Annotated in this window: 22 protein-coding genes; 8 read left to right on the top strand and 14 right to left on the bottom strand. The window is 68.2% G+C overall.

Annotated elements, in window-relative coordinates; translation table 11 throughout:
• Window positions 1–248: 248 nt before the first annotated feature.
• Window positions 249–470, top strand: coding sequence for a hypothetical protein (locus ETAA1_RS04415; RefSeq protein ID WP_145234664.1), 222 nt, complete (start codon window positions 249–251; stop codon window positions 468–470).
• 87 nt (window positions 471–557) lie between these two features.
• Here ETAA1_RS04415 and ETAA1_RS04410 read toward each other — a convergent pair whose 3' ends face one another.
• The 13 genes from ETAA1_RS04410 to hsdR form a co-directional block, all read right to left on the bottom strand.
• Window positions 558–1,010, bottom strand: a complete 453-nt coding sequence (locus tag ETAA1_RS04410) for an SH3 domain-containing protein (RefSeq protein ID WP_145234662.1) — start codon at window positions 1,008–1,010, stop codon at window positions 558–560.
• A gap of 16 nt (window positions 1,011–1,026) precedes the next feature.
• Complete coding sequence (locus tag ETAA1_RS04405; RefSeq protein ID WP_145234660.1) at window positions 1,027–2,463, bottom strand: DUF1501 domain-containing protein; 1,437 nt, start codon at window positions 2,461–2,463, stop codon at window positions 1,027–1,029.
• A gap of 62 nt (window positions 2,464–2,525) precedes the next feature.
• On the bottom strand, window positions 2,526–2,807 hold the full coding sequence (locus tag ETAA1_RS04400; RefSeq protein ID WP_145234658.1) for a hypothetical protein: 282 nt from the start codon (window positions 2,805–2,807) through the stop codon (window positions 2,526–2,528).
• Between the two features lie 83 nt (window positions 2,808–2,890).
• The gene (locus tag ETAA1_RS04395; RefSeq protein WP_202920659.1) at window positions 2,891–5,965 is read right to left on the bottom strand and encodes a DUF1553 domain-containing protein; all 3,075 of its coding nucleotides are present in this window, start codon (window positions 5,963–5,965) and stop codon (window positions 2,891–2,893) included.
• A gap of 118 nt (window positions 5,966–6,083) precedes the next feature.
• The gene (locus ETAA1_RS04390) at window positions 6,084–6,305 is read right to left on the bottom strand and encodes a hypothetical protein (RefSeq protein WP_202920658.1); all 222 of its coding nucleotides are present in this window, start codon (window positions 6,303–6,305) and stop codon (window positions 6,084–6,086) included.
• 2 nt (window positions 6,306–6,307) lie between these two features.
• Complete coding sequence (locus ETAA1_RS04385) at window positions 6,308–6,610, bottom strand: hypothetical protein (protein ID WP_145234653.1); 303 nt, start codon at window positions 6,608–6,610, stop codon at window positions 6,308–6,310.
• 2 nt (window positions 6,611–6,612) lie between these two features.
• Entirely contained in the window at window positions 6,613–6,780 is a 168-nt protein-coding gene (locus ETAA1_RS31465) for a hypothetical protein (protein ID WP_202920657.1), read from the bottom strand.
• A gap of 14 nt (window positions 6,781–6,794) precedes the next feature.
• Complete coding sequence (locus ETAA1_RS04380; protein WP_145234651.1) at window positions 6,795–7,352, bottom strand: hypothetical protein; 558 nt, start codon at window positions 7,350–7,352, stop codon at window positions 6,795–6,797.
• Between the two features lie 31 nt (window positions 7,353–7,383).
• Window positions 7,384–8,871: a hypothetical protein gene (locus ETAA1_RS04375; RefSeq protein WP_145234650.1), complete on the bottom strand. Its 1,488-nt coding sequence runs from the start codon at window positions 8,869–8,871 to the stop codon at window positions 7,384–7,386.
• Complete coding sequence (locus ETAA1_RS04370; RefSeq protein ID WP_145234648.1) at window positions 8,868–10,298, bottom strand: class I SAM-dependent DNA methyltransferase; 1,431 nt, start codon at window positions 10,296–10,298, stop codon at window positions 8,868–8,870. The genes ETAA1_RS04375 and ETAA1_RS04370 overlap by 4 nt, the downstream gene beginning before the upstream one ends.
• The gene (locus ETAA1_RS04365) at window positions 10,295–11,143 is read right to left on the bottom strand and encodes a hypothetical protein (protein ID WP_145234647.1); all 849 of its coding nucleotides are present in this window, start codon (window positions 11,141–11,143) and stop codon (window positions 10,295–10,297) included. Before ETAA1_RS04365 ends, ETAA1_RS04370 begins: the two co-directional genes overlap by 4 nt.
• The gene (locus ETAA1_RS04360) at window positions 11,140–11,982 is read right to left on the bottom strand and encodes a DUF488 domain-containing protein (RefSeq protein ID WP_202920656.1); all 843 of its coding nucleotides are present in this window, start codon (window positions 11,980–11,982) and stop codon (window positions 11,140–11,142) included. Before ETAA1_RS04360 ends, ETAA1_RS04365 begins: the two co-directional genes overlap by 4 nt.
• 36 nt (window positions 11,983–12,018) lie before the next feature.
• Complete coding sequence (hsdR, locus tag ETAA1_RS04355) at window positions 12,019–15,477, bottom strand: type I restriction-modification system endonuclease (RefSeq protein ID WP_261342008.1); 3,459 nt, start codon at window positions 15,475–15,477, stop codon at window positions 12,019–12,021.
• Between the two features lie 191 nt (window positions 15,478–15,668).
• Here hsdR and ETAA1_RS04350 point away from each other — a divergent pair, with 191 nt between their 5' ends.
• Genes ETAA1_RS04350 through ETAA1_RS33345 form a run of 4 tightly spaced genes read left to right on the top strand, consistent with a single transcriptional unit; the run spans window position 15,669 to window position 22,037 of the window.
• Window positions 15,669–20,054, top strand: coding sequence for a bifunctional RecB family nuclease/DEAD/DEAH box helicase (locus tag ETAA1_RS04350; protein WP_145234643.1), 4,386 nt, complete (start codon window positions 15,669–15,671; stop codon window positions 20,052–20,054).
• A gap of 44 nt (window positions 20,055–20,098) precedes the next feature.
• Window positions 20,099–21,784: a DMP19 family protein gene (locus ETAA1_RS04345; RefSeq protein ID WP_145234641.1), complete on the top strand. Its 1,686-nt coding sequence runs from the start codon at window positions 20,099–20,101 to the stop codon at window positions 21,782–21,784.
• Window positions 21,781–21,903, top strand: coding sequence for a plasmid pRiA4b ORF-3 family protein (locus ETAA1_RS32715; protein ID WP_145234639.1), 123 nt, complete (start codon window positions 21,781–21,783; stop codon window positions 21,901–21,903). Before ETAA1_RS04345 ends, ETAA1_RS32715 begins: the two co-directional genes overlap by 4 nt.
• Entirely contained in the window at window positions 21,903–22,037 is a 135-nt protein-coding gene (locus ETAA1_RS33345; RefSeq protein WP_261342007.1) for a hypothetical protein, read from the top strand. The genes ETAA1_RS32715 and ETAA1_RS33345 overlap by 1 nt, the downstream gene beginning before the upstream one ends.
• A gap of 200 nt (window positions 22,038–22,237) precedes the next feature.
• Here ETAA1_RS33345 and ETAA1_RS04335 read toward each other — a convergent pair whose 3' ends face one another.
• Complete coding sequence (locus ETAA1_RS04335) at window positions 22,238–23,767, bottom strand: IS1380 family transposase (protein WP_202920205.1); 1,530 nt, start codon at window positions 23,765–23,767, stop codon at window positions 22,238–22,240.
• A gap of 136 nt (window positions 23,768–23,903) precedes the next feature.
• Here ETAA1_RS04335 and ETAA1_RS04330 point away from each other — a divergent pair, with 136 nt between their 5' ends.
• The 3 genes from ETAA1_RS04330 (at window position 23,904) to ETAA1_RS04325 (ending at window position 25,141) form a co-directional block, all read left to right on the top strand.
• A complete protein-coding gene (locus ETAA1_RS04330) occupies window positions 23,904–24,284 on the top strand; it encodes a hypothetical protein (protein ID WP_145234636.1) in 381 nt (126 codons plus the stop codon).
• 38 nt (window positions 24,285–24,322) lie between these two features.
• Window positions 24,323–24,499 carry a hypothetical protein gene (locus ETAA1_RS31460; RefSeq protein WP_202920654.1) on the top strand — a complete coding sequence of 59 codons (177 nt, stop codon included), beginning with the start codon at window positions 24,323–24,325 and terminating at the stop codon, window positions 24,497–24,499.
• A 249-nt stretch (window positions 24,500–24,748) separates the two neighbouring features.
• Window positions 24,749–25,141 (top strand): AAA family ATPase, encoded by a 393-nt coding sequence (locus ETAA1_RS04325; protein ID WP_145234635.1) that lies wholly within the window; start codon window positions 24,749–24,751, stop codon window positions 25,139–25,141.
• The last annotated feature ends 117 nt before the right edge of the window (window positions 25,142–25,258 follow it).

The following is a 25,258-nucleotide window of genomic DNA, read 5'->3' as shown; positions in this document are numbered from 1 at the left end:
GAACTGGGGACCTAGCGATTTTCAGTCGGGAAGTCTCCCGGCTGCGTAACCCACAAACTCCTAGGAAATGCCGTATTTTCCAGCGGTGCGGACCTCGCCTCCGAGGCCGTGACGTGGTGTATTTTAGCGCGATTGTGTACCGAGTGTTAGGGATTCTGTACCGGAATGGCCGATTCCGTACCACCGGCGGGTGCCCCGGTTTCTGGTAGAATGCCCGTCACCTCGACGCCCCTGCGGGGATGAACGGCATGCCCATCCTGACAGAGATCTACGTCCACGAAGAGGTGACCTCCCGCACCCAACTCGGCTATCAGTCCACCCCGAAGCATCACGGAGCGGACCCCAGGGCTTCCCAGTGGCTCCCCGAGTTGGATCTTCACGAAGAGTTCGACGTGTTCGACTTGGCCGACGACAAGTCACTCGCGGACAGCGACGGCAACCTCTACGGGGTGCCTGGCGCGGTTGCCTGAGGCATTCCTCCGCCCGAGACCGCCGTGAGATGATGGGTCACGACTAGGCGGACGATCTCGCACGCGACGAGCGTGAGGTACACGAACTTACCGCGGAAGACCGCCCCCCCCGAACCAGCTCCCGGTGTGCCGGCCGGTCACGGTCACGCGGTCGCCGGGCCGGATGGCGAGTGCCTCGGCCTGGCGGTCCGGGTCGAAGTCGGCCAGTACCTGGTGCCCGCCGGGGAGCGTGGTGTAGACGGTTGCTTCCCGCGCCGCCCGTTCGAGGTCTGGCGATCGCTCGGCCTCGTCGTCGTTGAACAGCCGCGACATGATGTCGATGGTCCGGTGCGACCAGTTCACCGTTCCGGACGCGGTGAACCGAACGTCGCGGTACGCCTCCCGGGCCGCGTCCTCGTCGGCGAGGTAGGCGGCGACGAGGTGCCGCACGTTGCCGGGCCGCGGGGCGAGCGGGACGGCGTGCGCGACCAGCACGGCGACGACCGTCAGGATCGCGGCGAGGTGCGCGGCGGCGTGCCGCTTTCCGCGGTCGGCCGGCATGACGCGGCCCCCGGGGTCAACTCAGGATCGGCTTCACGACCTCGCCGTGGACGTCCGTCAACCGGTAGTAGCGGCCCTGGTGGCGGAACGTCAGCCGCTCGTGGTCGATGCCGAGCAGGTGGAACACCGTCGCCTGCAGGTCGTGGACGCTGACCGGGTGCTCGGCCACGTTGTACCCGAAGTCGTCGGTCGCCCCGAACGTCGTGCCGGCCTTCACCCCGGCGCCGGCGAGCCAGACGGTGAAGCAGCGCGGGTGGTGGTCGCGGCCGTAGTCGGTCGCCGTCAGCTTGCCCTGGCTGTAGTTCGTCCGCCCGAACTCGCCGCCCCACACCACCAGCGTGTCGTTCAACATGCCGCGCCGCTTCAGGTCGGTGAGCAGCCCGTAGCACGCCCGGTCCACGTCGGCGGACTGGCGGCGGATACCGGCGGGCAAGCCGCCGTGGTGGTCCCACCCGGGGTGGTACAGCTGCACGAACCGCACGTCGCGTTCGGCGAGACGGCGGGCGAGCAGGCAGTTCGCCGCGAACGTGCCCGGCGTCTTCACCTCGGGGCCGTACAGGTCCAGCGTCTCGGCGGTTTCGCGCGTTACGTCGGCGACCTCGGGCACGCTCGTCTGCATCCGGAACGCCATCTCGTACTGGGCGGTGCGGGCGTTGACCTCGGGGTCGCCCAGGTCGGCGGCCTGGAGGCGGTGCAGCTCGGCGAGGCCGTTCAACGCCTGCCGGCGGGCATCGGCGGTGAGGCCGGGCGGGTTGTCGAGGTACAGCACGGGCGCGCCGCCGGCGCGGAACTGCACCCCCTGGTGGGCGCTCGGCAGGAAGCCGTTGCCCCACAGGCGGGCGTACAGCGGCTGATCGATGCGGTCCTTCGACACGAGCACCAGGAACGCGGGCAGGTTGCGGTTCGCCCCGCCGAGGCCGTAGCTGAGCCAGCTGCCCATGCTCGGGCGGCCGGCGAGGTGGTGGCCGGTCTGGCAGAAGGTGATGGCCGGGTCGTGGTTGATGTGCTCGGTGTGGACCGACTTCACGAAGCACAGGTCGTCGGCGACGCGGGCGGTCCACGGCAGCAACTCGCTGACGGTAGCGCGGCTCTGGCCGTGGCGGTCGAACTTGAAGACGGAGCCGGCCATCGGCAGCGTCGCCTGGTTCGCCGTCATGCCGGTGACGCGCTGGCCCATCCGCACGGCGTCGGGCAGGTCTTCGCCGTTGCGCCGGTTGAGGAGCGGCTTGTGGTCGAACAGGTCGAGCTGGCTCGGCCCGCCGGCCATGAACAGCGAGATGATCCGCTTCGCTTTCGGGGCGTGGTGCGGGCGGTCGAGGACGCCGGCGAACGGGTTCCGCTCCTGCGCGTCGGCGCGGAGCAGATCCGTGAGCGCGGCGCCGGCGAGGCCCAGCCCGAACCGGGCGAACAGCGCCCGGCGGTTCACGGCGACATCGACGTTGCGGCAGAACACGGCAGCTCCAAGGAATCAAGGCATTTTTTGACAGGATGAACAGGACGGACAGGATTCAAAAATCAACCATACTCGAACTGGAATTCATCGCACGGCCAGCAAATCACTTCACCTGACTCGTCTCGAAAGCCGACCAATTCACGCCTCAGGAAGAGATCTGCTGGCAGTTTCTTCCGCATGTGTTTGCCCTTCGGAAGATACGGGCTGAAGCAGATCTTCTTGCAGTAGGTGCAGCGCGCGAACAGCTCGTCTACGCCCCACAGGGACAACACGGCCTCGGTCTTTGCGATGACCTCGGCCGAGAACTTCAGCTCTTCGAGTCGTTTACGATCCCGGGAGTCCACGTCTGCACCCGCCGGCACAGGCGTTTCAGTTTTGGGCTTGGCTGCATCCTGTCTGTCCTGTTCATCCTGTCAAAAAATCGGCTTCATCGGCGCGTCACGGCCTCGTCGTGACTCATCAGCGCGTTGGCGACCGAGGCGGCGGCGGCGAGGTCGGTCGGTGACAACGCACTGTCAGCGGGCTTCTCGCCGACCGCCAACAACCGGCGGGCGGCGGCCGGGTCGCGGTCGAACGCCGCCTTCTGCTCGGCGTACATCCGCGCCAGCACCGCCCGCTCGGCGTCGGTCGGGCGGCGGCCGGTCAGCAGGCGGAACCCCCACGCCGCCCGCTCGGCCGGCGTCGCCCCGCCCTCGCGCAACATTCGTTCCCCAACGTGTCGCGCCGCTTCGACGAACTGCACGTCGTTGAGCAGCACGAGCGCTTGCAGCGGGGTGCTAGTCGCCTGCCGCTTCACCGAGCAGTTGCTGCGGTCGGCGGCGTCGAGCGTCATCATCGCCGGCGGCGGGACGGTCCGCTTCCAGAACGTGTACAGGCTGCGGCGGTACAGGTCGTCGCCCTTCCCCTGGTCGTAGCGTGGGCGGCCCATCGCCAGCTGCTCCCACAGCCCGGCCGGCTGGTACGGCCGAACGCTCGGGCCGCCCAGCTTCTCGACCAGCAGGCCGCCGGACGCGAGCGCCTGGTCGCGGAGCATCTCGGCGCTCAGCCGCTGGGCCGGGCCGCGGGCGAGGAGTTCGTTGTGCGGGTCGCGGGCGAGCAGGTCGGGCGTTGCCCGCGAACTCTGTCGGTACGTCGCCGACATGGCGATGGTGCGGAGTAGCTGTTTGTGGTCCCACCCGGACGCGACGAAGTCGCGGGCGAGCCAGTCGAGCAGGTCGGCGTGCGTCGGGCGGGAACCTTGCGTGCCGAAGTTGTCGGCCGTCTCGACGAGCCCGCGGCCGAACATCATCTGCCACGCCCGGTTGACCGTGACGCGGGCGAGCAGCGGGTGGTCGGGGTCGGTGAGCCAGCGGGCGAGGCCGAGGCGGTTCCGCGGGGCGCCGGCCGGGAACGGTGGTAGCACCTTCGGCGTGTCGGCAGTCACGCGGTCGCCGCGGGCGTCGTAAGCGCCGCGGCTCAGGAGGAACGCCGGCTTCGGCTCGGGCAGCTCGTCCATCACCATGATCTCGGGGATCGGCGTGACGAACGCGGTCAGCGCCTTGCGGGCGGCGCGGAGGGCGTCCGTGGCGCCGCGCGTCGGCTCGTGTTGCGTCGCGGCGTAGTACTCGTACATCACCTCGTCCGAAACCGCGAGGCCGAACCCGGACGCGACTTCGGCGCGCGTCAGGGCGCGGTCGTAGACGCGGAACTCGTCCACTGCCCCGCCCTTGAAGCCGTTGTCGCGGAAGCGGTAGCCGATGGTCAGCGGCGGTTCGCCACCGCCGTACAGGATGTCCCGGGTGAGCTTGTCGCGGACGACTTCGGCTTCGACCGGTCGGCCGTCGAGGTAGACCCGCACGCCCCGGGCCTGGCCAGACCCGTCGTAGGTCACAGCCACCTGCGTCCACGCGCCGACGGGCACGGCGGTCTTCGTTCGCACCTTCAGCGAGTTGCCCGGCCACATGTGGTGCAGCCCGACGGCGACGCGGCCGTTCTCCAGCAGCAGTTCCCAGCCGCGGCTGCCGGCGTCGATCGGGGCGCGGCTCTGGTGGGCGACGACGGCACGCGGGGCGTGGTCGGCGGGCTTCACGAACAGGCTGAGCGAAAACGGGTCGTCGCGCGAGAACCCGCCGACGCCGGGGAACGTGAACCCGTTCTCGCCGTCGAGCAGCGCCGCTTGCCCCGACCTGCCGGCGACGAGCTTCGGTTTCTCGTGGGCACTCCCGGGCTTCGTCGCGTCGGCGGCGTTCGTCAACTTGTTGCCCGTGAGCTCGTCGAACGAGTACGCCGCAACGAGCCCCGGCACGTCGAGCTTTGCCGGCCGCTTCCACGCCGCGAAATCCGCTTTCGGGGCTTCGGCCAGCGCCGCGAGCGCCGTTTCCTTTTCGGCGACCGTGGCCCGCAGCGCGGCGTGCTGCTTGTCCTGCGCGTCGGTCGTGAGGAGCAGCGCCGGGACCGGCGTCGCGGCGGTGAAGTAGCTCGTCTGCCCGCTCTCGTCGATGTTCTGGAAGAACGCGAACAGCGAGTAGAAGTCGCGCATCGAGATCGGGTCGTACTTGTGGTCGTGGCACCGGCAGCACTCGAACGTCAGCCCGAGGAAGGCGGTGCCGAACGTGTTCACCCGGTCCACCACGTAGGCTACGCGGAACTCCTCCTCGACGACCCCGCCCTCCTCGTTCTGCATGTGGAGCCGGTTGAACGCGGTGGCGAGACGCTGTTCCCGCGTCGCGGTTGGGAGCAAGTCGCCGGCGAGTTGCCACGTCACGAACTGGTCGAACCGGAGGTTCCGGTTGAACGCGGCGATGACCCAATCGCGGTACGGCCAGACGGCCCGGTAGCGGTCCATCTGGTAGCCGTGGGTGTCGGCGAACCGGGCCACGTCGAGCCACTCCGCCGCCATCCGCTCGCCGTACCGCGGCGACGCGAGCAGCCGGTCGAGCACCTTCTCGTAGGCGTCGGGGGCGGCGTCCGCGAGGAACGAATCCATCTCGCCCGGCGTCGGCGGCAGGCCGGTGATGTCGAACGTAACGCGGCGGAGGAGCCGTTCCTTGTCGGCGGGCGGCGCCGGCTTCAGCCCGTCGCGGTCGAGTCGGGCGCGGATGAAGGCGTCGATCGGCTGCCCCCCACCGGGCGGGGCGGCGGCCTTCGGCCGCTCGAACGCCCAGTGCGTGCCCCACTTGGCGCCCTGGTTTACCCAGCGGGTGAGCGTGTCGATCTGCCGCGCGGTGAGCGGCCGCTTGACGCTCGGAGGCGGCATGACGTGTTCGGGATCGGGGTCGGTGAGGCGGGCAATCAGGTCGCTCTCGGCGGCCTTCCCGGGCACGATCACGCCGCGGGCGAACGGGCTGTCCTTGTCGTCGAGCCGGAGCCGGGACTTGCGGGCCGTCGGGTCCGGCCCGTGGCACGCGAAGCAAGCGTCCGACAGAATTGGCAGCACGTCGCGGCCGAAATCGACCGGGGTCGGCTGCGCCACACCCTGCGTCGGAATCGCCAGCAACAACAAGAGGGCGGCGGACCGACGCATGGAACGCCTCAAGGCGTGCGGAGTGTGTTCCGTCATTCTACCTCATCCCCCTCCGATGAGAGGCTGACGTCGCCAACCGCCCCGAGAACTGGGTACGGTCAGATCCGTCACCGTGTCCTCAGTGCGTCCCGACTCTCGCTTTTGGCGACACCCCTGTCCGCCCGCCGGCGACCGCCCGGCCGATGGAGTCGCCCCGTTCCGTCAGCCGCCGCTCGACCACCGTCGCCTGGTCGAGGACGTTCCGCAGCTCCTTCAGCCCGTCCCGCTCGTCGACCGTCATCCCGGCCCGCAGGGCGATCTCGTCGAGCAGCCCGCCCCAGCTCCGGAGCCCGGCGGCCATGCTCACCCCGGCCCCGAGAAACAGGGCCAGCTCGCCGCGCAGGGCGCCCCGTCGGCGTACCAGGACACCGGCCGGCCGTGACTGCCGATCCGCCCGAGCCACGGCCGGGGGCGGCCCGGGGCGGGGTCGAGGAGCGGCTTGACCCGCGGCCCGCCGTCGGCGAACGGCTCACCCTGCCGGGGGCCGTCGTACCCGGGCAGGAACCACTCGCTCCCGGGCCGGGCGCGGCCGCTGGTCGGGATGAGCCAGGCGTCGCAGGCGAGTTTGCGGAGGTCGCCGCGGACGATGAACACGTGACCGCGCATACCTACCTCCGGCTGGTCAGTTCTTCGACGGTGACAATCAGGGCGGTCAGGGCGGTCAGCCACCCTTCGCAGTAGAAGTCCGTCGGCTTGAGGGGCGAATCGGCTTCGCTCGACCGCCGAATCAGACCCGAGGCGAGGTCGAGGATCGCGTTGAGTTGGTGGGCGTTCATCGGCAGTTCAGCCCTCAGGAGACGGCCCGACTGATTCTCAGATGCGGGTGCCCGGTGGCCGGGTCGCACTCGACGGCGGCCTTGTCGGGGCTGCCGGCGGTCAGGGCGGTGATGAGGTGGGCAACTTCGGCCCAATTCTCGCTGCGGGTCACACCGAAGACGAAATTCTTCCCCGCGACGGTGATGTCGATCGTGTCCGGTAGAACTCGGCAGCGATACCAGGTCACGGGCCAGCTTTCACCCGCAGGCAACGTGTTGGGCCACGGTTCGGGCGGATTGGGAACCGGCAACCGCGACTCGAAGATGAACCGGATCGGCTCGCCGCCCACGCGGTAATACGTGACCTTATGGCTGCCGCTCGCACCGAGTGCGATCTCCAGGCAGAGGCCCAGGCCCAGGGCATCGACGTTCGGGCGAACGGGGGTGGCGTCGCCGGTCACGGTGAAGGCACGGAGCACCCGCCTCCCGTTGCTCTCTCGGAGTGCCGTGAACGTGCAGATTTCGTTGAAGTCGGTGGCCCCCGGCTCGAACGCGAGTGGACCAGACGAGGGGGAGAGGGGAATGGTGCTCACGGGTGCTCTCCATCACACAGGGCAGGTTTGATCACTCTTGGGTCGATTGTTTGCGGCGGGTGCGTTTGCCCGTGCCGTTCATGCTCGCCTCGGCCTGGCTGGTGCGGAGGCGTTCCAGCAGCAAAGTGGCCGGCTCGTCGTCCGGGTCTTGCGGCACCAACTCCCCGCGGAACGCCTTGGCCAGGATGGATTGATCGAGTTGGCCGAGTCCCGTACTGATTTCCCGTAATATGAGATCGGTAGCTTTGGTAACATTCAATTCGTGAGAAATGCGTTCGATTATCAGGGCTTGCTCAACTTGTGGTGCAACTGGAACTGCAACTAGCCTTAGATCACCCAGATTGAAAAGTGGTTGGTTACCTCCGGTAGTACATTCGCTGATTTGCTTTCTGCCATTCGGGGATCGCAAATAGTATTTGATCCAGTCACATGAAGCATGACTCAATACCGCGATCAGGCCCAAATTCCGGTGAATATTGAAGCCGCGGCAGGAGTTCGGAACACTGGCAACCACTCCAATAGTCCCTACGAGGGATACCAGTAACTCGCCGCCACACAGCAATGTTCGAGAGTACTGATCTGAGAGTTCCTGAGAAACTCGATGGACACGCTCGTCATTAATTTCTCCTGAGACCATATCGGTGATTCGCAACATGGCGATTCCGTTTGATTCGTAGTCTCCGGGTTTCAAGATGCCGTACGAGATCGGGCGGCAAGGATCGTTAAGTTCTTCGATTGTCGCCCAGCACCAGCCCTCCGGTAGCTCCGGCAGGTCGGCGTCATCAACCGGGTCGGGTTCGACGTACTTCTTCTTCGGGTATTTGGCTTCCCATTGTTTGCGGCGTTCGGTGCGGATGCGGGCCAGGAATTCGGAGGCGGGTTCGGTGTGTGGGTGCTTGGCCCGCCAGTCGGTGGTGAGGTCGCCGCGGAACGCGGACGCCAGCACACTCTGTCGGAACTGCTCCAACAGCGTCGGCACCTCGACCAGTGCCACCCGTGCCGCCCGACTCCGGGCCGTCAACTCCTCGACCTTCGCCACGATCCGCCGTTGCTCCGCGAGCGGAGGAATCATGGCCTCCAGTTCTCGGACGCCCTCTGGACGTGCCCGCATGAGTGAACCACCGACCCCCGATACGTTCTCAAGCAACCGCTCACGGAATGAGCATTCGCGGAGTTGGTGAACGAGGAACCTGCTATCGAGATGCTGGGTGCGAATCACCATCCATTCGGTTGATGCGATCTGAGGGTTCCCTCGGTAGGGGCCGACAATCCAGACACGGTTGATTCGCGGGTTGATTTTGCAAAGCAACACGTCTCCAGGCTGGACCCGTTGTTTGCCTGACTCGATTTCACGGCCGTACCGGGCTTCTGGCTCTCCAGAGGCGAACGAAGGCACGCTCCAGAGTTCAAACAGAACCTCTGGTTCCTTCGCGGGGTCGATTGGCTGTGACTTCCCGAAGCCGATCTCGCCGAGCGTCGCCACCGCCCAGCCGTCGGGCAAGTCTTCCGCGTCGGTCATGCCTCACCCCCGACCGCGGCGGTGAGCTTGTCCATCTCCTGCAACGCCGTCTTCAGCCTTGCGGTGATGCGGGCGGCGATCTCGTCCGGCGGGGGCAGGTCGGCGGCATTGGTGGCGTTCTCGTCCCGCAGCCAGGTGATGTCGAGGTTGTCGGAGCGGGCAGCGATCTGCTCGCGGGTGAACTTGCGGAACCGCCCCTCCTCGCCCTGGTCCTTCCGCCTGCTCTGGCCGTGCGGGTCGGTGCCGAATGCGTGCTCGAAGTCCTTGAATGTGGCCGGCGTCAGCGGCGTCCGCTTGCCGAACTGCGGCATGTTGGTCCGCAGGTCGAACACCCACACGGCCTTCGTGTTGCCCGTGTCCTTCGTCTCGCCCTTGCGGAAGAACAGGACGTTCGTTTTCACCCCCTGGGCGTAGAAGATGCCGGTCGGCAGCCGCAGGACGGTGTGCAGGTCGCACTTGTTCATGAGATCGCGGCGGACCTCGACGCCGGTGCCGTCCTCGAACAGCACGTTATCCGGCAGCACCACCGCGGCCCGCCCGCCGGGCTTCAGGTTGCGGTAGATGTGCTGGAGGAAGGCGAGCTGCTTGTTGCTGGTGGCGTAGGTGAGGTCGGGCCGCGTGGGCAGCCCGCCGCCCTTCTTGGTGCCAAACGGCGGGTTGGTCAGGATGACATCGGCCCGGGGGAGCTTGGCCCCGGCGTCGCCGAGGGCGTCGCCGAGCGTGATCGGGCTCTCGATGCCGTGCAGCATCGCGTTCATCAGCAGCAGGCGGTGCGTCTCCTGCACCAGTTCGAGGCCGACGTAGGCTTGCTTGCGCTGGAAGTTCGCCTGCTTCTCGCTCAGGTCGAAGAGGTCGCCGGTGTGCTTCTTGACGTACTCGTGGGCGGCGATGAGGAACCCGCCGGTGCCCGCGGCCGGGTCTTGGACCACCTCGCCCGCCTTCGGCTTCACCAACTCAACGATACACTGGATGAGCGGCCGGGGCGTGAAATACTGCCCGGCTCCGCTCTTCTTCTCGGCGGCGTTCTTCTCCAGCAGTCCCTCGTACAGCTTGCCGAGCCCGTCCGGGTCGGACTTCGCGTCGTACCAGTCGAGGCCGTCGAGGTCGGTGACGAGCTTGGCGAGATCCTTCGGCTGCCGCAGGTGCGTGGACGAGTTGGCGAACACCTCCTGCACCCGCCCGCGGCCCTCGTTGCCGAGGTGGACCAGGAGCGAGCGGTAGAAGTTGAACTGCTCGATGCCGTCCTTGCCCTTGAGGTCGTCCCAGCGGTAGCCGGCCGGCAGGAGCGACTCCTGCCCCGTCTCCTTGAGCATCTTCAGGAAGAGCAAGTACGTTAATTCGGTGACGTAGTGGGAGTAGTGGACCCCGTCATCCCGGAGGATGTTGCACAGGTTCCACAGCTTGGCGACGATGTCTTGAGTGGTCATGTCGCTTCGTCGATCTCGTCAAACAGAGACACATCCTTCTTGGCGGACGGTTTGGCTTCTCTCGGTGGCCAAAAAACACCCAGCACAAGCCAAGTGTTGTAGGGGAAGAAAGTGCCCATGAAGAATCGGGTGTCCTTCGCTGGGGAGCAAAGTTCGCCAAGGAACTTTTTCTTCACACTCTCGGCGGCGGCTTCCTCGGACCCGAGCCGGGCCACTTCATTGAGGAAGAGCACTCCGAGTTCCCAGTCTTCGCACATCGCGTAATGCGGCTTAGTATCGTCGTCACACTCGAACTTGTAGTGGAACGTGTACGGCAATTTGCGAAGCGGCTTCTGAGGGGGGCCGAACAGCGTTAGCTGTGAGAATAGCTGCTGCCATTCCGGCTTCCAATCGCGGTCGGCTGGACGGATTTCGAGATCGTGGATTTTCGTCGGTCGAAGAATACCGAGCGAAGTCTTGTCGGAGTCGAAACGCGCCGCGAGTTGTTTGTGCGTGTGATGGGGCATAGCGTCAATGATGGCGCGACGGGCCGCCCAACCGTTGGCGGTCGGTAACGGTTCGCTCACGACGGCAATGGAATCGAGTTCCGGGCGTCGGCTTTCTTTCCGGTTGTCGTTCCCTTCACCGTTAGGCCAGAGGTCGACGTCGATCCACTGGTACTTGCGAAAGCGCTGATTCACTGAACGGTAGCGATAATCGATCGGGTACAAACGAACCCATTCCCCTGCTTCCGTGATCCCGGCCGTGCAGACCAGTTCCTGGTACTTCAGGGAAGGGTGCGGGTAGGTCATCACGGTGACGAGCACGCGCGTTCTTACCGGGCCAGGAGGCACCTTGATGTTCATCGTGTGCCCCGCAGGTGCTTGATGGGCAGTTTCGTGCGGCGTGACACCTCGGCTCCTAGACGGCTTCGGTGACAACGGCATGCTTCTGCTTCCATGCAAACCAACACGCTTGCAGTTCCGGTCATCAGTTCGCCGACACGCTCCACTGCCAGGCGTTGAGTCGTCAAAATCGTTCGCTCGTAGACATCGAATAGCTGATCAAACTCGGACATCGTGTTAAGATTTCTCCGCTCCTCGGAGACGATTCCTAGCTCGGGGATGTGGACGTACTCGATGCCCAGATGGCCACAGAGTCGGTCCAGCGTCGACTTATGGAACCCAAAGCGCCGCGCCACCGGATTGTTGCGTACGTCGATGAGGCGGCGAATACCCGACTGAACGAGGAGATCCAAGAACCCGTCGATCTGCAATCCTTCATAGCCGGCGGTGTATACCGCGGGTACGGCGACTTTTCGCTCGGCGAGTCTTTCACGCTTGCTGTTCACGGTGTAGGCAGGGTACGTGCGGTAGACGTAGTCGATGACTTCGCCGGACGACCAGTTCTGAAACCGACCAACGATGTAGCGGATGTCGTTTTTGATGGCTTGTGGCAAGTCGGTGCGGTGTCGTTGATCTTCGCACGCCCAGGTCTTTTCGGTCGCAGCGATTACGCCTTCAGCAACGAGTGTGTCGAGCTCCCGCTGGAGCGAAAACGAGTAAGGGCCAAAGTGATAGGGCAGAAATTCGTAAAACGAGGCCCCCCCGCGGGCGGGAGTTTCCCGAGACAGTACGAACGCCCATTTCACGAGTTCCAGCTTCGTCACGGGGCGACCGGCTTGACGGAGCATCTCGACGATCATCTTCTGTCGATTCAGCATAAGAGTCCATTACTTGAGCTACGCCGCCACTGGCCAGATGGCTTCGACGATCTCCCCGAGGATCGACTCCAGTTCGCCGTTGAACACCTTGTTGAGCCGGTTGAACCCGCCCTCAGCCTGGAACTGGCCGTGGTCGAACGCCTGGCGGTCCACGACCGTTTCGGTTTCGAGCTGCTTGCCGATCCGCTCCAGCCACTTCCGCTGCGGCGGGGTCCACGGGCGGGCGGCGAGGACCGTCTTCATCGCGGCGGCAACCCGCTCTTTGTACGGGCGAAGTGCTTCCCCAGTCATCACGTGCCGAACGTAGCCGATGATGGTCGCGGCGATGTCCTCGTTCCGCGTCTCCCGCCAGGCGGTTTGGAGGTGGGTCTCGGTGAACCCGGCCTCCTGCAACGCGACCTTCAGTTCCTTAAGGGCCTGTCGCGTCAGGTCGCGGGGCCGCTGGGTCACCAGCTTCAGCGTGGCGATGGCGTCGCGGTTGGCGGCCACGAACGTGCGGAAGGATTCGAGGTAGTCGCCCGGCTTCTGGCCGCCGGCCCCGTACCCGTGCTCGACCCGCACCACCTCGTCGGCGTGGGACGAGATGAAGACGCGGTCGGCCTCGAGCCGGGCGAGGTCGAGGAACTCCGGCACCTTGGGGTGCGCCTGGAACCAGTCGCGGGTCTCCTCCGGTGTGAGCGTCGCCATGTGCGTGACGAAGTCGCACGGGGCCATCCCGGTGAGCTTCTGGCACCCCTCGAAGTTGACCTCGTTCGACTCCAGCACCCGCCGCTTCGCCCGCAGCTTGGCCAGGAACTGGTCGTGAACCTCGGCACGGGCGTCGGCGTCGGTCAACGCGTGCAACTCGGCGGCGAGCTGGACGAAGGGCAGCTTCGGCCGCGTGACGACGGGCCGCATCTCGGAGTGCGGGAGCAACGCGGCGTACAGGTTGACCGCGTCGTACACGCGGAACGACGACTTGTCTTCCTTGGGGCCGAACAGGTTCTCGCAGAGCCGCGTGCCGCGGCCGAGCATCTGCTCGTACAGGATGCGGCTCCGCACCCGGCGCAGGAACACGAGGTTCGTCACGGCCGGCACGTCGGTGCCGGTGGTGATCAGGTCCACGGTGACGGCCACGTTCGGCAGCCGCTCGTTCTGGAACCGCTTGATCAGCTTCATCGGCTTGTCGGCCTTGCCGGTGAGCTTCATTACCGCGTCGTCCTCAACCTCCCCGTACTGGGCCTCGAACGCCTTCTTCAGGAGCGTGACGACCAGGTCGGCGTGGGCGTCGTTGACGCAGAAGACGATCGTCTTGCCCGGCAGCGACGGGTCGATGTGGGCGGCGAGGACCGCACAGACGACCCGGTTGTAGTTCTCGGTGATGACCTTCCGGTGGAAGTCGTCGATCTCGATGTTGACTGCGTCGGGGGCGGCCTCCTTGAGAATCTCGGCCGGGTCGCGGCGGGGGACGATGTACTCGACGACCTCGCCGGTGGCCCAGTTGATCCCGTCGCGGCCGAGCTTCGTGACGATCTGGAGCGGCGGCTCGTGGTCCACCAACCAGCCGTCGATTACGGCCTGCCGGTAGCTGTACTGGGCGACCGGCGGGCCGAAGATCTCTTCCGTGTGCTGGGCCGGGGTGGCGGTCAGCCCGATCTTCACGGCGTCGAAGTGGTCGAGCACCCGGCGGTACTTCGAGACGTAGTCGGCCTCGTCGCGGAACGTGAGTTCCGAGTCCGACAGCTCGCGGTCGATCGTGTACCCGCGGTGGCACTCGTCCACGACGACGCAGTCGTACGCGTCGACCGGAGGCACCTCGGCCGGGTCGGCGGCGTACAGGATGCGCTTCACCATCCCCTGCACGGTGCCGAAGTGGAGCCGGGTGTTCGGGTCCGGCACGAGGTCGCCGAGCCGCTTCACGTCGTAGATCTCGGTGATCGGCCGCAGCCCTTCGAGCTTGATCGCCTCGAACTTCTCGAACGCCTGCGTTTCGAGCGAGGTGCGGTCCACCAGGAACAGCACCCGGCGGAACCGGCCCGCCTTCAGCAGGCGGTAGATCATGCCGAGGCAGGTGACCGTCTTGCCGGTCCCGGTCGCCATCGCCACCAGCATCGACCGCCGGCCCGCGGCGAGCGCGTCCTCCACCGACCGCACGGCGGCCAACTGGTAGTCGCGGAGCGGCAGGTAGTCGGTCGGCTCGGCCGCGAGCTTGCCCTGCGCCGCCCCGGCGTCCGACGCGAGGAGGGCGTCGAGCCCGGCGGGCGTGTACCACCCCTCCAACGCCCGCGACAGGTTGGTCGGCTTGCGCACGTCGCAGAACCAAATGCCCGACTTGGTTTCGAGCTGGCGCAAGTAGGGGCGGCCGTTGGTTGAGAAGCAGAACGGCAGGTTGTGCCCGTCCCACGGGCCGCCGGGGGCGGTCAGTGTTGTATCGACCTGGAGGCCGCGGCTGTACCGCTTGGCCTGGCCGACCTTGCCGGCGACATCCACGTTCACCTTCTTCGCCTCGACCGCCGCCACCGGCTTCAGCCCGACGAACAGGACGTAATCCGCCGGGCCTTCGGCCGTTGGCCACTCGGCGATGGCGAGGTTCTTGTTTTTCTGGGGGCGAACGCCGAGTGAGTGCCGGATCGTCTCGGTATCGGCCTCCCACCCGGCCTCGCGGAGTTGCTGGTCGATCTTCCGCCTGGTGGCCACCTCGTCCAGCTCGACCAACGCAGCAGCCTTGCGCGTGCGTTCGAGGACCGCTTCCACCTCGGCCGACGGCCTCACGGCGACGGCGGCCTGCACCGCGGCCAGCTGCTGGTCGAACGCCTTGCGCTCGGCCTCCAGGAGCGACGAGCTTTCTCCCGCGAGTTCCAGGGCCACCTGCAACTCGGAGTACGCGGTTGCGGCGGCGGCCTCGGCGTCCCGCCTGCGCTCCGCCTCCCCGGCCGCGGTGAGCTTGAGCTTCTCGACCGCCTCGGTTTGCGCGAGGGCTTCGGTGCGGAGCCGGTCGAGTTCGGCGACCAGGGCGGCGGTGGCGGCGGCCGGGTTCGGGGGCGGGACGAACGGGCCGTACGGCTGCTTCGAGTTCCCGAACGAGCGGTCGAACCAGATCGCCAGCTGCCGGGCCATCCGCAGGTGGTGGAGGGCGTCGGACTGCGTCCCCGCGCCCTCGTGTACCGCGGCGTTCCCGGTCTTCCGCAGGGCGTGGAACAGGTCGAGGGTGTCGGCCGCCGCGACCCGGCGGTCGCGCAGCAGGTTCAGCACCGCGACCTGGTCGTCGGCCGGCAAGGTGGCGATCCCGACGTGGGCGCAGGCTTGCCGGGCGAGGAGTTCGGCGAACTGCCGCAGCTTGAAGAGGGCGGTGCTGGGGTCGTCGAACAGGTATCGCTCGGCCAGGGCCGCGAAGTGCACCAACAGCGTGTGGTGATCCGTCAGGAATTGGAAGTTGGGGGACTTCAGATGATCTTTTCCGGCAGTGTTACTGGGTGTAGCGGGCGGCGTCGTACCCACGGCGAATCACCTGCGTGTCGATTTCCGTCATCCCGGAGTCCGGGCTCTGGATCTGTGACGTAGACCGGGAGGTTGAAGCGGAGGCGGTGTGTTACTGTAGCAAGCAGGCCGGATGCTGCATAGGTTGGCAGGATGTTCATTTGGGCGTGATCTGGCTGTATCGGTTCCGGCTCGATGACGAGTGAGGGCTGATGAGCGCGTCCGTTTCACTGCCCGTGCTCTCCAAATTGCAGCCCCTGCGCCTGACCCCGACGGACGTGACCCAGTTCGTCCGGCTGGAGCAATGCGAGCGGTATCTCCGCTTCCGCCTCGCGGACCGGGCCGGGCAGGAGTTCATGGAGCCGTACGGGGTTGCCCCCCAGCGGATCACCCCGCTCCTGTCCCTCTCCGGCAAGTCCTTCGAGGACGCGGTCGCGGCCGACCTCGCGGCCCGGTTCCGGGCGGTCGACTACGCGGCCCTGGCCGGCGGCTCCCACGCCCGCCCGCCGAACAACGCGCAGGTCGCCGCCGAGGCCCGCACGCTCGCACCCGGGCAGACGGTGCTCCTGTTCCAGGTCCGCCTGGACGTCGAGCTGCACGGGTGGCGGCTCCGCGGCGACGTCGACCTGCTCAAGCTGGAGCGGGCGGCCGACGGCACCCTCTACCCCCTTATTGCCGATATGAAGGCGACCGCCGCGGCCAAGGTCGAGCACCGCCTCCAGGTCACCTTCTACCGCCTCATGCTGGAAGCCCTCCTCGCCACCGAGGGGGTGGCCCACGCCGCGACCCGGACCGGCATCCTGTTCCGCACACCGGTCGACCCGACGCCGGAGGAAGAGGCCGCCGCGGCCCCGCTCCGGGACGCCGCGAAGACCGAGTTCGGGCTCGGCGACTACCTGCTGGAACTGGTCGCCGACTCCGAGGCGTACGCCCAGTCGGCCCGCGACCTCGTCCTCGGCCCCACCTCGGCCGCCCGCCGGGTCGCCGGCACCCCGTTCGACGACCTGCCGTACTCGCTGTCGTTCAAGTGCGACGGGTGCCTGTACACCGAGTTCTGCATGAAGTGGAGCGCGGAGCGGGAAGACCTGTCCCTCCTGCCGTACCTGAGCGGCACCGAGAAGGACGCCCTCCGGCGGGCCGGGGTGACGACGGTCCGCGAGCTGGCGGGGCTCAAGGAGTTCGCCCCGGTCGGGGCAGGTGAAACGACCACTGATCTGGTCCCCTCCCCGGGCCGCGAAGCACTGGTCAAGAAGCTGGCCGCCACCTGGCCGGTCGGCCCGCGGCTCGACGAGCTGGTCCACCGGGCCAAACAGTTCCGCCGCTCCACGAAGAAGGACGGCACAGTGGCCCTGCCGTTCATCCCGGACAAGGGGAACAGTTCGCTGCCGGTGGCCCGCCCGGACCTGAACCCGAACCTCGTGTGGGTGTACGTCGACGCCCAGTTCGACTACCTCGAAGGCCGGGTGTACCTGCTCGGTGCGCGGGTCGTGGCGTGCGAGAACGGCGCCCCGGTTCGCCGCCGCACGGTGGTCAGGATGACCGCCGGCCCGCCCGATTCGGCCGCCGCCGAGCGCGACCTGTTCGTCGGCTGGACCCGCGGGCTCCTCGACGCGGTGGTCGAGCTGGCCGCCCCGTCCGACCCGGCGGCCGAGAAGAAGGCCGCCCCGGTCCACGTCGTCTTCTTCGACCGGCACGAGCAGCGGCTGCTCCTGGACGGGCTGGCCCGCAACTTCCCCGCGATCCTCGGGACCACGCCGCCGCTGTACGACTTCCTGACCCAGCTCGCGGCCTTCGACTCCCCGATCGCCAGCTACCTGGCCGACGAGGTCCGGGCGTTCAAGAACTTCCCGATGACCTGCCAGTCCCTCCAGTCCCTGGCCGCCTACCTGAAGTTCGACTGGAACACGCCCCACCCCTTCCGGGACCGCTTCAAGGCCCGGCTGTTCGACTACCTGGGCAAGGTCGACGTGGACGGGCAGGCCGAGTGGTACACCCGCCGGTCCCGGTTCGCCAGCTCGGTCCCGCTGGAGTACGCCTACGCCGCCTGGGGGCAGCTCCCGCAGCCGGCCGCCGGCCGGGGGGACGAGTTCGCCGACTTCCGCGGGGCCACGGTGGATCTTGTGACCGCGTTCCAGGCACAGCGGCTGGAGGCGATCGCGCACGTCGCCGGGTCGGTCGCCGGGAACCCGAACACGGCCAAGACGCCGTTCGTCCTGCCGGACGTGGCGGCCTACGAGGACAAGGCCCGCGACCTGGCCCACGCCCTGGACGAGTTCGTCACCATCGAGCGGCTGGTCGCGCTCGCCGACTGGAAGGCGACCCGGCACGCCCAGCCGGAGCGGCGGGTGCTCATGGGCGAGTGCCTCCTGGTCCGGTACGTCGAGGCCGACCAGGAGCCCGGCGTCGCCGAGCGGAACCGGGAGAACGAGCGGCGGCGGCTCAAGCGGGAGGGGTATGCGGCGGCGTTCAAGGCCGCCAACCCCGGCAAACAATTCCGGCTCAACAAGGAGCAGTCGGCCGAGTGCAAGTGGTCGGCCGACGGGCTCCGGGTCCGGCTCCGGGTGGAGGCCGCCGGGGTCGACTGCGACCTCCCCGAGGCCCTCCTCCTGTCCACCCTGCGGGACGGTGAGCGGGTCGTCGTCTACCCGCGGTGGACGGTCGACGAGCGGCTCCCGGCGGACCAACAGACCGAGTTCACCCCGACCCCGAAGCAGATGCTCTACGGCACCCGGGCGGTGTTCCGGCGGGTGGTGGTGACCCGGGCCGACGCCGCCGGCCGGGCCGAGGAGGCCGTCGCCGAGGTCGAGCTGACCGACGGGTTCGGCAACGACAGCATGAAGCCGTTCGTCTTCTCGGCGATCAGCCGGCCCCTCGTCCCCGGGGCAGCGTACACCCTCGACCCGTGCCCGAACGACATCTCCGGGTACTGGCACGCGAAGGTGGTGGAGGGGCTGTGTGCGGGGCAGCCGAACGCCCTGTATGACCGGCTGGCGAGCCCGCCGGCGGCCGGGGACGGGGCCGGGTCGCCGGGCCAGGCGGCGTTCCTGGCCGGGCTCGACGCGTTCCGGGACGCGGGCCTGCTGCACGACTTCGAGCCGGGCAAGCGGGCGTTCATCGGCGGCCACGCCGCCACCCCGGTCCTGCTCGTCCAGGGGCCGCCGGGAACGGGCAAGTCGTACGCCACCGCGTTCGCGGTGCTGGCCCGCCTCCAGGGGGCGATGCGGGCCGGCCGGCCGTGCCGGGCGTTCCTCACCTGCCACACCCACGCCGCCATCGACGTGCTGGTGGCCAACGTCCTGGCCGTGCGGGAGAAGCTGCGGGAGCTGCGGGCGGCCGACCCGAAGTTGTTCGACCGGCACTTCGACGCCCGGCTGCTGGACGTGCCGCTGTACCGGGTGGCCCCGAACGACCCGCCCCCGGACGGGGTAATCCCGCTGGCCAAGGACGCCGAGAAGACGACGGAGGAGCAGTACAACGCGGACGTCATCCAGGGGCACGAGTGGGCGGTGATCGGGGTGACCGCCGGCGGCACCTACCAGCTGCTCAAGCAGAAGTGGTCGAAGGGGGTGTTCGGCCACGAGCTGTGCGACCTCCTGGTGCTCGACGAGGCGAGCCAGCTGAGCCTGCCCGCGGCCCTCATGGCCGCCCTCCCGCTGAAAGCCGACGCCCCGGTGGTGGTGGTCGGGGACCACCGGCAGATGCCGCCGATTGTCAAGCACGACTGGGACGCCGAGGCCCGGCGGACGTTCGCCCAGTACCAGGTGTACCAGAGCCTGTTCGACACGCTGCTGGCGCAGGCCCCGCCCCCGCCGGTGATCCGGTTCGCCGAGAGCTTCCGGCTGCACGCGGCGATGGCCGAGTTTCTGCGCCAGGAGGTCTACCGACACGACGGGATCGCCTACCACTCGAAGAAGACCGACCTGCTCCCGGCCTGGCCGCACGCGGACCCCTTCACGGCGGCGGTGCTGGACCCGGCGTACCCGCTGGTCGTAGTCGTCCACGACGAGTGCGGGAGCCAGGTCCGCAACCCGTTCGAGCAGGCCCTGGTCGGCCCGGTGCTGACGGCCCTGGTCGACCCGGCCGGGCACGGGCTGGACCCGGTCGACGGGCTGGGGGTGGTGGTCCCGCACCGGGCGCAGCGGGCGGCGTTGCAGCAGGCGTTCCCGGAGCTGAGCGTGGTCGACCCGGCGACCGGGCTGCCGGCCCGGTCGGCGGTGGACACGGTCGAGCGGTTCCAGGGCGGGGAGCGGACGGTCGTCGTGGTGAGCGCGACCGAGAGCGACCGCGGCTACCTGCTGGCGGCGGCCGGGTTCCTGCTCGACCCGCGGCGGCTGACGGTGGCGGTCAGCCGGGCGAAGCGGAAGATGGTGCTGGTGGCGGCGCGGAGCGTGTTCGAGCTGTTCAGCCCGGACGAGGAGACGTTTGCCAACGCCCTGCTGTGGAAGAACCTCCTCCTGCGGACCTGCACCACCCTCCTCTGGGAGGGCGACCGGGACAGTACGCCAGTCCGGGTCTGGGGCGGTGGTGCGCCGTCGCCGCCTCCCGTGCGGACCGTGGCGGATTCCGAGCCGTCCCGACCGACCGGGCGGCGGCAGTAACGCGTCCGGTCGGCGCAGCCCCCCACGCTTTCCGAGCCCGTCGAATGCCCAGTCCAGCCCGCCTCCCGCGGATCAGCCGGGTGAGCTTCTTCCTCAGTACCGGCGGCGATCTCGCCGCCGCGCTCGGTGACGCCTTCGCGGCCGCGGCCAGCCGACGTCCGTCAACGAGGCTCGGCCCGACCCAGCGGGCCGTGGCCGCGTGGGGGCGGATGCAGGCCGACGTGCCCAACGGCGGGTTCACCCAGTTCTTCTACAACCACCGCGGCGAGGACGGGCTGACCCCGCTGGCCGACCTGCTGGCCGACCTCGGCGACCCGAAGGCCGCGGCGGCGGTGCGGGACGCGGCCGCCGTCTACCGCCGGCACCGCAAGGCGTTCGACGTGGCGAACCCGTGGGACGGGCTGTTCGGCAGCATCACCGAGTTCGACGGTCTCGACCGGGCCTTCAAGGGAGTGGTCTCCCGGGTCAACCGGGCGGTCGAGGATTGGGTCCGCTCCCACATCGGCGAGCTGGCGGCGGACGAGACCGGGGAACCCATCGACCCCCACTTCACCGGAGCGGTCGAGATCCGCGGGACGGACGGGGGCGTGCGGGAGTACCTGGAGGTGAAGGCCGGCCGGCCGCACGGGGCGTACCGCGAGTTCTTCGAGGACGGGACCGTCCGCCAGGCCCGATTCTACAAGTCCGGCAAGGTCAGCGGCGACTTCTGGCCGTCCGGCCAGCCCATGCGGAAGCAGGCCAAGCGGGGCGGGCTGACCGTCGTCGAGTGGTTCTACCCGAGCGGCCGGCTCCACAAGCGGTACGTGAGGGACAAAGACGGTTACGTCGTCGAGCCGGTGCGGCTGTACCACGAGAACGGGCATCTGGCCGAGGAGTTGGCGGTCGCCGGGACCGAGCCGCGGGGGCCGTGGTTGAAGTTCTTCGACGACGGGGCACCGCGGCTGGAGGCCGACCACGACGCGGCCGGGCTGCCGGTCGTCCGCAACGCCTGGGACGACGGCCGCCGGCAGGTCGTGAAGAACGGGACGGGCACGTTCCGGGAGGACGGCCGGAGCATCAACTGGGGGTACGACGTCTACATCGAGCACAGCTTCACCACCGAGGCGGAGCTGAAGGGCGGGCGGAAGCACGGCCGGGTGACCACCTTCCACAACGGCCGGCTCTGGGGCGTGTCGGCCTACCGGAACGGGGTCCAGGACGGGGAGGCGACGACGTACTGGGACAACGGCCGGGTCCGGTCGGTGACGGTCCACGCCCGTGGAAAGCCGGGCGAGCCCCGGTCGTACCCGAAGTTCGACCGGCCGGTCCCGGCCGTAGTACTCGACACGCGGGCGGACGCGGAACTGTACGCCGCCTGGGGGCACATCCCCGTCGACGAGCACCCCCGACCGCCCAACCTGGACGCCGTCCGCGCGGACCTGCGCGTGCCCGGGTTCCTGCGGGAGGTGTACGAGCGGAACCTCGCGGGCGCGACGAGGAGTGACTACGAGGACTGGAACACGTTCAAGGACGGCATCGCGTACTTCCTGATGGTGGACGAGGCGGGGGCGGTGACCTCGGCCGTGGCCAACGGGAGCGGGGTCTACTCGGGCGGGGAGTGGGGCACCTACCCGCCGCTGCTCGCGCGGCTCCGGTTCGCTCCGGGACGCATCCGCGGCCGGGCCGTCCGGTGCCGGGTGTTGGCGACCGTGGACCACACCTTCGTCGAGGGCAGCGGGGCGGCGGAATGAGTCGAGTACCCCCCGAGCACGACGAACACGCGAACATGCTGGCCTGGATCGGGGGCCGGTTCGACCCGGACGAGTTCGATCCAAAGATGGCGACGAAGGCGATGAGGAAGGTGACGTGATGCCACACCACCCGCGCAAGATGTCCGAGATCATGAAGGAGATGGCGGAACGCCTGCTCCTGAATCCCGACGCCGATCACTCGACGGAGGCGATGCACGTCGCCCTGTTCTTCGCCAACGTCGCCTGGAACTAGTCCTTAAACAAGCGAGACCTGGGCCGTCTGTTGCGGAGTCGATCGCGCTTCGATGAAGCGACACCCTCACCGTGCGGAGCCCTCTTGGTTCCGCCTCGCCACGCGATTCTCACGTCATCCGCCCGCTTCTCCTTCCTGCGTGTCGCTCTCGGCGTGCGCACGGATCGGGACATCCGGATCCCGACTTCGATGACGAACCTTCACTGACGCAGCCGTGTCACCAGGCGGAAGAACGTCATCAGGTACGGGTTCCAGCCCAGCAGTCGCAACACCACGCGACGGCTGGTCTGGAGCACCTGACACGGGATCGTCACGAAGGCGTTCACGAACGTCCTGAACTCCATCCGCAGCACGCGCATCTTCTCCGCCCGGTGGTGCTCCTGCCACCGGCCCGGCGACTCCGGCAGCAGCAACGCCCACCACGCCTTCAACGTCCACGCCAGGGCCGTCATCACCATCCACGCCCCGTTGCTGACCAGGGCGTCCACCGGCGCGGCGAGGGCGTGCGTGCCGCCGTGCAACTGGGCCAGCAGGTTCTCCTGGTCGCACCGGGCGTTGGCCTCGAACACCACCTCCGCGGCGGTGAGGTCCCGGTCGTTGGTGAGGTAGAAGAAGTACCGCACCTCGGGGAACAGCACCTGCTCCCCCTTCTCACGCGAGATGTGCTTGCGGACCACGACCATGCGGAAGGTGTTGGCACACGCGGTCGGCTGGTAGTCGAACTCGGCGACCTCCTCGGACTTGAGCCGTAAGACCTCGAAGCCACGCTCGCGGACGATGCGATCCTTCACGGCCTCGGGCCGTGTGCGGGGCCGCGTCTTCACGTCGTAGCACGGCGGGCGACGCAACGGCTTCCACTGGGAAGCCGGCACGTCCTCGGCTTCCGCACGGAGGTTGGGCCGGGCGTCGTAGCCGAAGACGAAGCGGACCCACGGGAGGGCGTGCCAGCGGTCGAGGTGCTCGGTCTGCGAGAAGTCGGTGTCGCCGCGGAGGACGATGCGGCGGAAGCCGGCCCGCAGGCAGAGCAGAATGGCTCGATCGACCTGGCCGGCGGCCCCCTCGTGCGAGGGCCGGTTGCCGGGCCGGTTCACCAGCCGCAGCACCTCGCCGGTCTCGGCCAGGGTCACGACGAGGGGGTGGTAGCCCCACGTGCCGTCGTAGGCGATGTCCATGCCGGCCTTGCAGGCCCCGGTGGTCGCGACGAGCGTGCCGTCCATGTCGAGCGTGGCCCGGTCGAAGAACGACGCGGGCTGCTCGGCCCAGACGTTCCGTCGGGCTACGTCGATGGCGTCCTGGAGCGTGTCGAGGTCCGCGGCCGTGAAGCGTCGGCAGAAGTCGCCGGCGGTGGTCGGGTCCGGGATGCGTCGCGCCCCGAGGGCGTCGAGGAAGGCGTCGTCGTTGCGCCGCAGGTCGATGTCCTGGAGGCAGGTCCCGTGGCACAGCGCGTTGTAGGCGATGTTGAGGACGTGGTCGGACTCGTGGTAGGGGAGGTGCACCTTGAGCAGGTGCAGGCGGTCGTCGATGGCCCGGGGTAGCCCGACCTCCCGGGCGAGGGTGTGGATGAGCCCGATGCCGCCGTGGGCGATGGCCCGGTCGCGGCGCGACACGTCGTAGTCGAGGGGGCGAGCCGAGAGCACGGGGCGGTGGGTGGCGGTGTCGCGTGTCGTGTCGAGTCGGCGCTCGATCCGGGACTTGCGGGAGCGGAACCACGAGCGGAAGATGGGCTTCACTTGAACTCCTCGGTGGATTCCGGGCGAAGGGGAAGCAGCTACTCCCACAAACCCTGGAAACGGCCGAGGATTTCAAGCATTTTGAGAAGCAGACCAATCAACGCGGCTGAGATCACGCTTCGTTAAGGACTAGTGCGTGGGCCTCGAGGGTGCCCGGGAGGGCTACCGCAAGGCGTGGGAGGTGATCGAGGCCGAGAACCCCGACCTGTGGGCCGAGTTCGCGTCCGACGACGTTCACGGCATGATCGACGGCCTCGTCCGGTACAAGCAGACGCACTACCCCGACGACCGCCGACGGATTCTCACCTGCGGCATCCCGGACGGCAAGGTCCGGGTGGAGTGGTTGAACGCCGCCGCCCCCGGCGTCGAATCCAGGTGGGAGATGCGGCTGTACGGGCTGGTGCGGACGGGCAGGAAGGAGGAGGCGATCCGCTTCCTGGGAGAGACGCGGCGTATGACCCGCCCGGCTGCGGTGCGGAAGGTGGCCGCCGTCGCCGCCGAGTTGGGCGTCCGGTAGCGGCATCAGCGCTTTTCGGGTCGAGACTGGAGTCAGCGATGGCGAAACGACCCCCCGGCGGCGGGAGCGCCGACGACGTGCGACCCGCCGTCGAGGAGATCGCCGGTCTGGTCGACGCCTTTCGCCGGGGGCATCGGACCGACGAGTACGCGGAGCTCTGCCGCACGTTGACCGAGAAGCCGGCCCGCAAGCGGCCGTCCGCGAGTGCGGTGTGACCCCCGCACCTGCTTGTGGAGCCCACCGAGCCGGTCTGGAGACGCGTCGGAGGAGGCCACGGTCGTCGTTTCCGATGCGCGTCGGGCGCGAGCTTAATCCCGGTCACGTTCGTGTCATTCTTGGTTGAACCCCACGTAGCCGTCACGGCTCGGGGTTTCGCTCGGTGCTGCCGCGGGCGGGCCGCAGCCCCCCGTCGGCCGCCCGGGCGCGGCCCGGGTATCCCACGACACGTCAACGGAGGTCGTCGCATGAAGCTGGTCCGCCCGCCGTCCCGCACCCCGGTGCGAGACAAGTTCCTCGCCGCCCGCGCCGGGCTGGCCGCCGCGCTCATCGAGCGGGACGACGAGGTCGACCTCGTCCTCACCGCCCTCGTCGCCCGCGAGCACGTGCTCCTCGTCGGCCCCCCCGGGACCGCCAAGAGCCTGCTCCTCGACGCCGTCGCCCGGTGGCTGGACGGGCGCCGGTTCACCGCCCTGCTGACCAAGTTCACCCAGCCGGACGAGCTATTCGGCCCGGTGTCGCTCGCCGGCCTGAAGGAGGACCGGTTCGTCCGCGTGACCACCGGCCGCCTCCCCGAGGCCGACGTGTGCTTCCTCGACGAGATCTTCAGTGCGACTCGTTCGTCGGAAACGGCTGCGTGAGCAGTCGGGGTTCGACGGCGTGACCAAGCGGTCACGACAACTTCGTTCCGGTGCGGGTGAGACTCCCGCCCCTCAGATGCGAGAGGTGAAGCACAGGCCCCAGGGTAGCGACTGACC

Origin of the sequence: Urbifossiella limnaea (assembly GCF_007747215.1) — a bacterium.
Taxonomy (GTDB): Bacteria; Planctomycetota; Planctomycetia; order Gemmatales; family Gemmataceae; genus Urbifossiella; species Urbifossiella limnaea.
The sequence above is the reverse complement of the archived record's forward strand: the minus strand, read 5'-3'. Positions and strand labels throughout refer to the sequence as shown.

Bases quoted from the DNA above. Each gene is read 5' to 3' on its own strand.
- ETAA1_RS04415 (WP_145234664.1), top strand. From the start codon at position 249: ATGCCCATCCTGACAGAGATCTACGTCCACGAAGAGGTGACCTCCCGC.
- ETAA1_RS04410 (WP_145234662.1), bottom strand. From the start codon at position 1,010: ATGCCGGCCGACCGCGGAAAGCGGCACGCCGCCGCGCACCTCGCCGCG.
- ETAA1_RS04395 (WP_202920659.1), bottom strand. From the start codon at position 5,965: ATGCGTCGGTCCGCCGCCCTCTTGTTGTTGCTGGCGATTCCGACGCAG.
- ETAA1_RS04390 (WP_202920658.1), bottom strand. From the start codon at position 6,305: ATGGCCGCCGGGCTCCGGAGCTGGGGCGGGCTGCTCGACGAGATCGCC.
- ETAA1_RS04385 (WP_145234653.1), bottom strand. From the start codon at position 6,610: ATGCGCGGTCACGTGTTCATCGTCCGCGGCGACCTCCGCAAACTCGCC.
- ETAA1_RS31465 (WP_202920657.1), bottom strand. From the start codon at position 6,780: ATGAACGCCCACCAACTCAACGCGATCCTCGACCTCGCCTCGGGTCTG.
- ETAA1_RS04375 (WP_145234650.1), bottom strand. From the start codon at position 8,871: ATGACCGACGCGGAAGACTTGCCCGACGGCTGGGCGGTGGCGACGCTC.
- ETAA1_RS04370 (WP_145234648.1), bottom strand. From the start codon at position 10,298: ATGACCACTCAAGACATCGTCGCCAAGCTGTGGAACCTGTGCAACATC.
- ETAA1_RS04365 (WP_145234647.1), bottom strand. From the start codon at position 11,143: ATGAACATCAAGGTGCCTCCTGGCCCGGTAAGAACGCGCGTGCTCGTC.
- ETAA1_RS04360 (WP_202920656.1), bottom strand. From the start codon at position 11,982: ATGATCGTCGAGATGCTCCGTCAAGCCGGTCGCCCCGTGACGAAGCTG.
- ETAA1_RS04350 (WP_145234643.1), top strand. From the start codon at position 15,669: ATGAGCGCGTCCGTTTCACTGCCCGTGCTCTCCAAATTGCAGCCCCTG.
- ETAA1_RS04345 (WP_145234641.1), top strand. From the start codon at position 20,099: ATGCCCAGTCCAGCCCGCCTCCCGCGGATCAGCCGGGTGAGCTTCTTC.
- ETAA1_RS32715 (WP_145234639.1), top strand. From the start codon at position 21,781: ATGAGTCGAGTACCCCCCGAGCACGACGAACACGCGAACATGCTGGCC.
- ETAA1_RS33345 (WP_261342007.1), top strand. From the start codon at position 21,903: ATGCCACACCACCCGCGCAAGATGTCCGAGATCATGAAGGAGATGGCG.
- ETAA1_RS31460 (WP_202920654.1), top strand. From the start codon at position 24,323: ATGGCGAAACGACCCCCCGGCGGCGGGAGCGCCGACGACGTGCGACCC.
- ETAA1_RS04325 (WP_145234635.1), top strand. From the start codon at position 24,749: ATGAAGCTGGTCCGCCCGCCGTCCCGCACCCCGGTGCGAGACAAGTTC.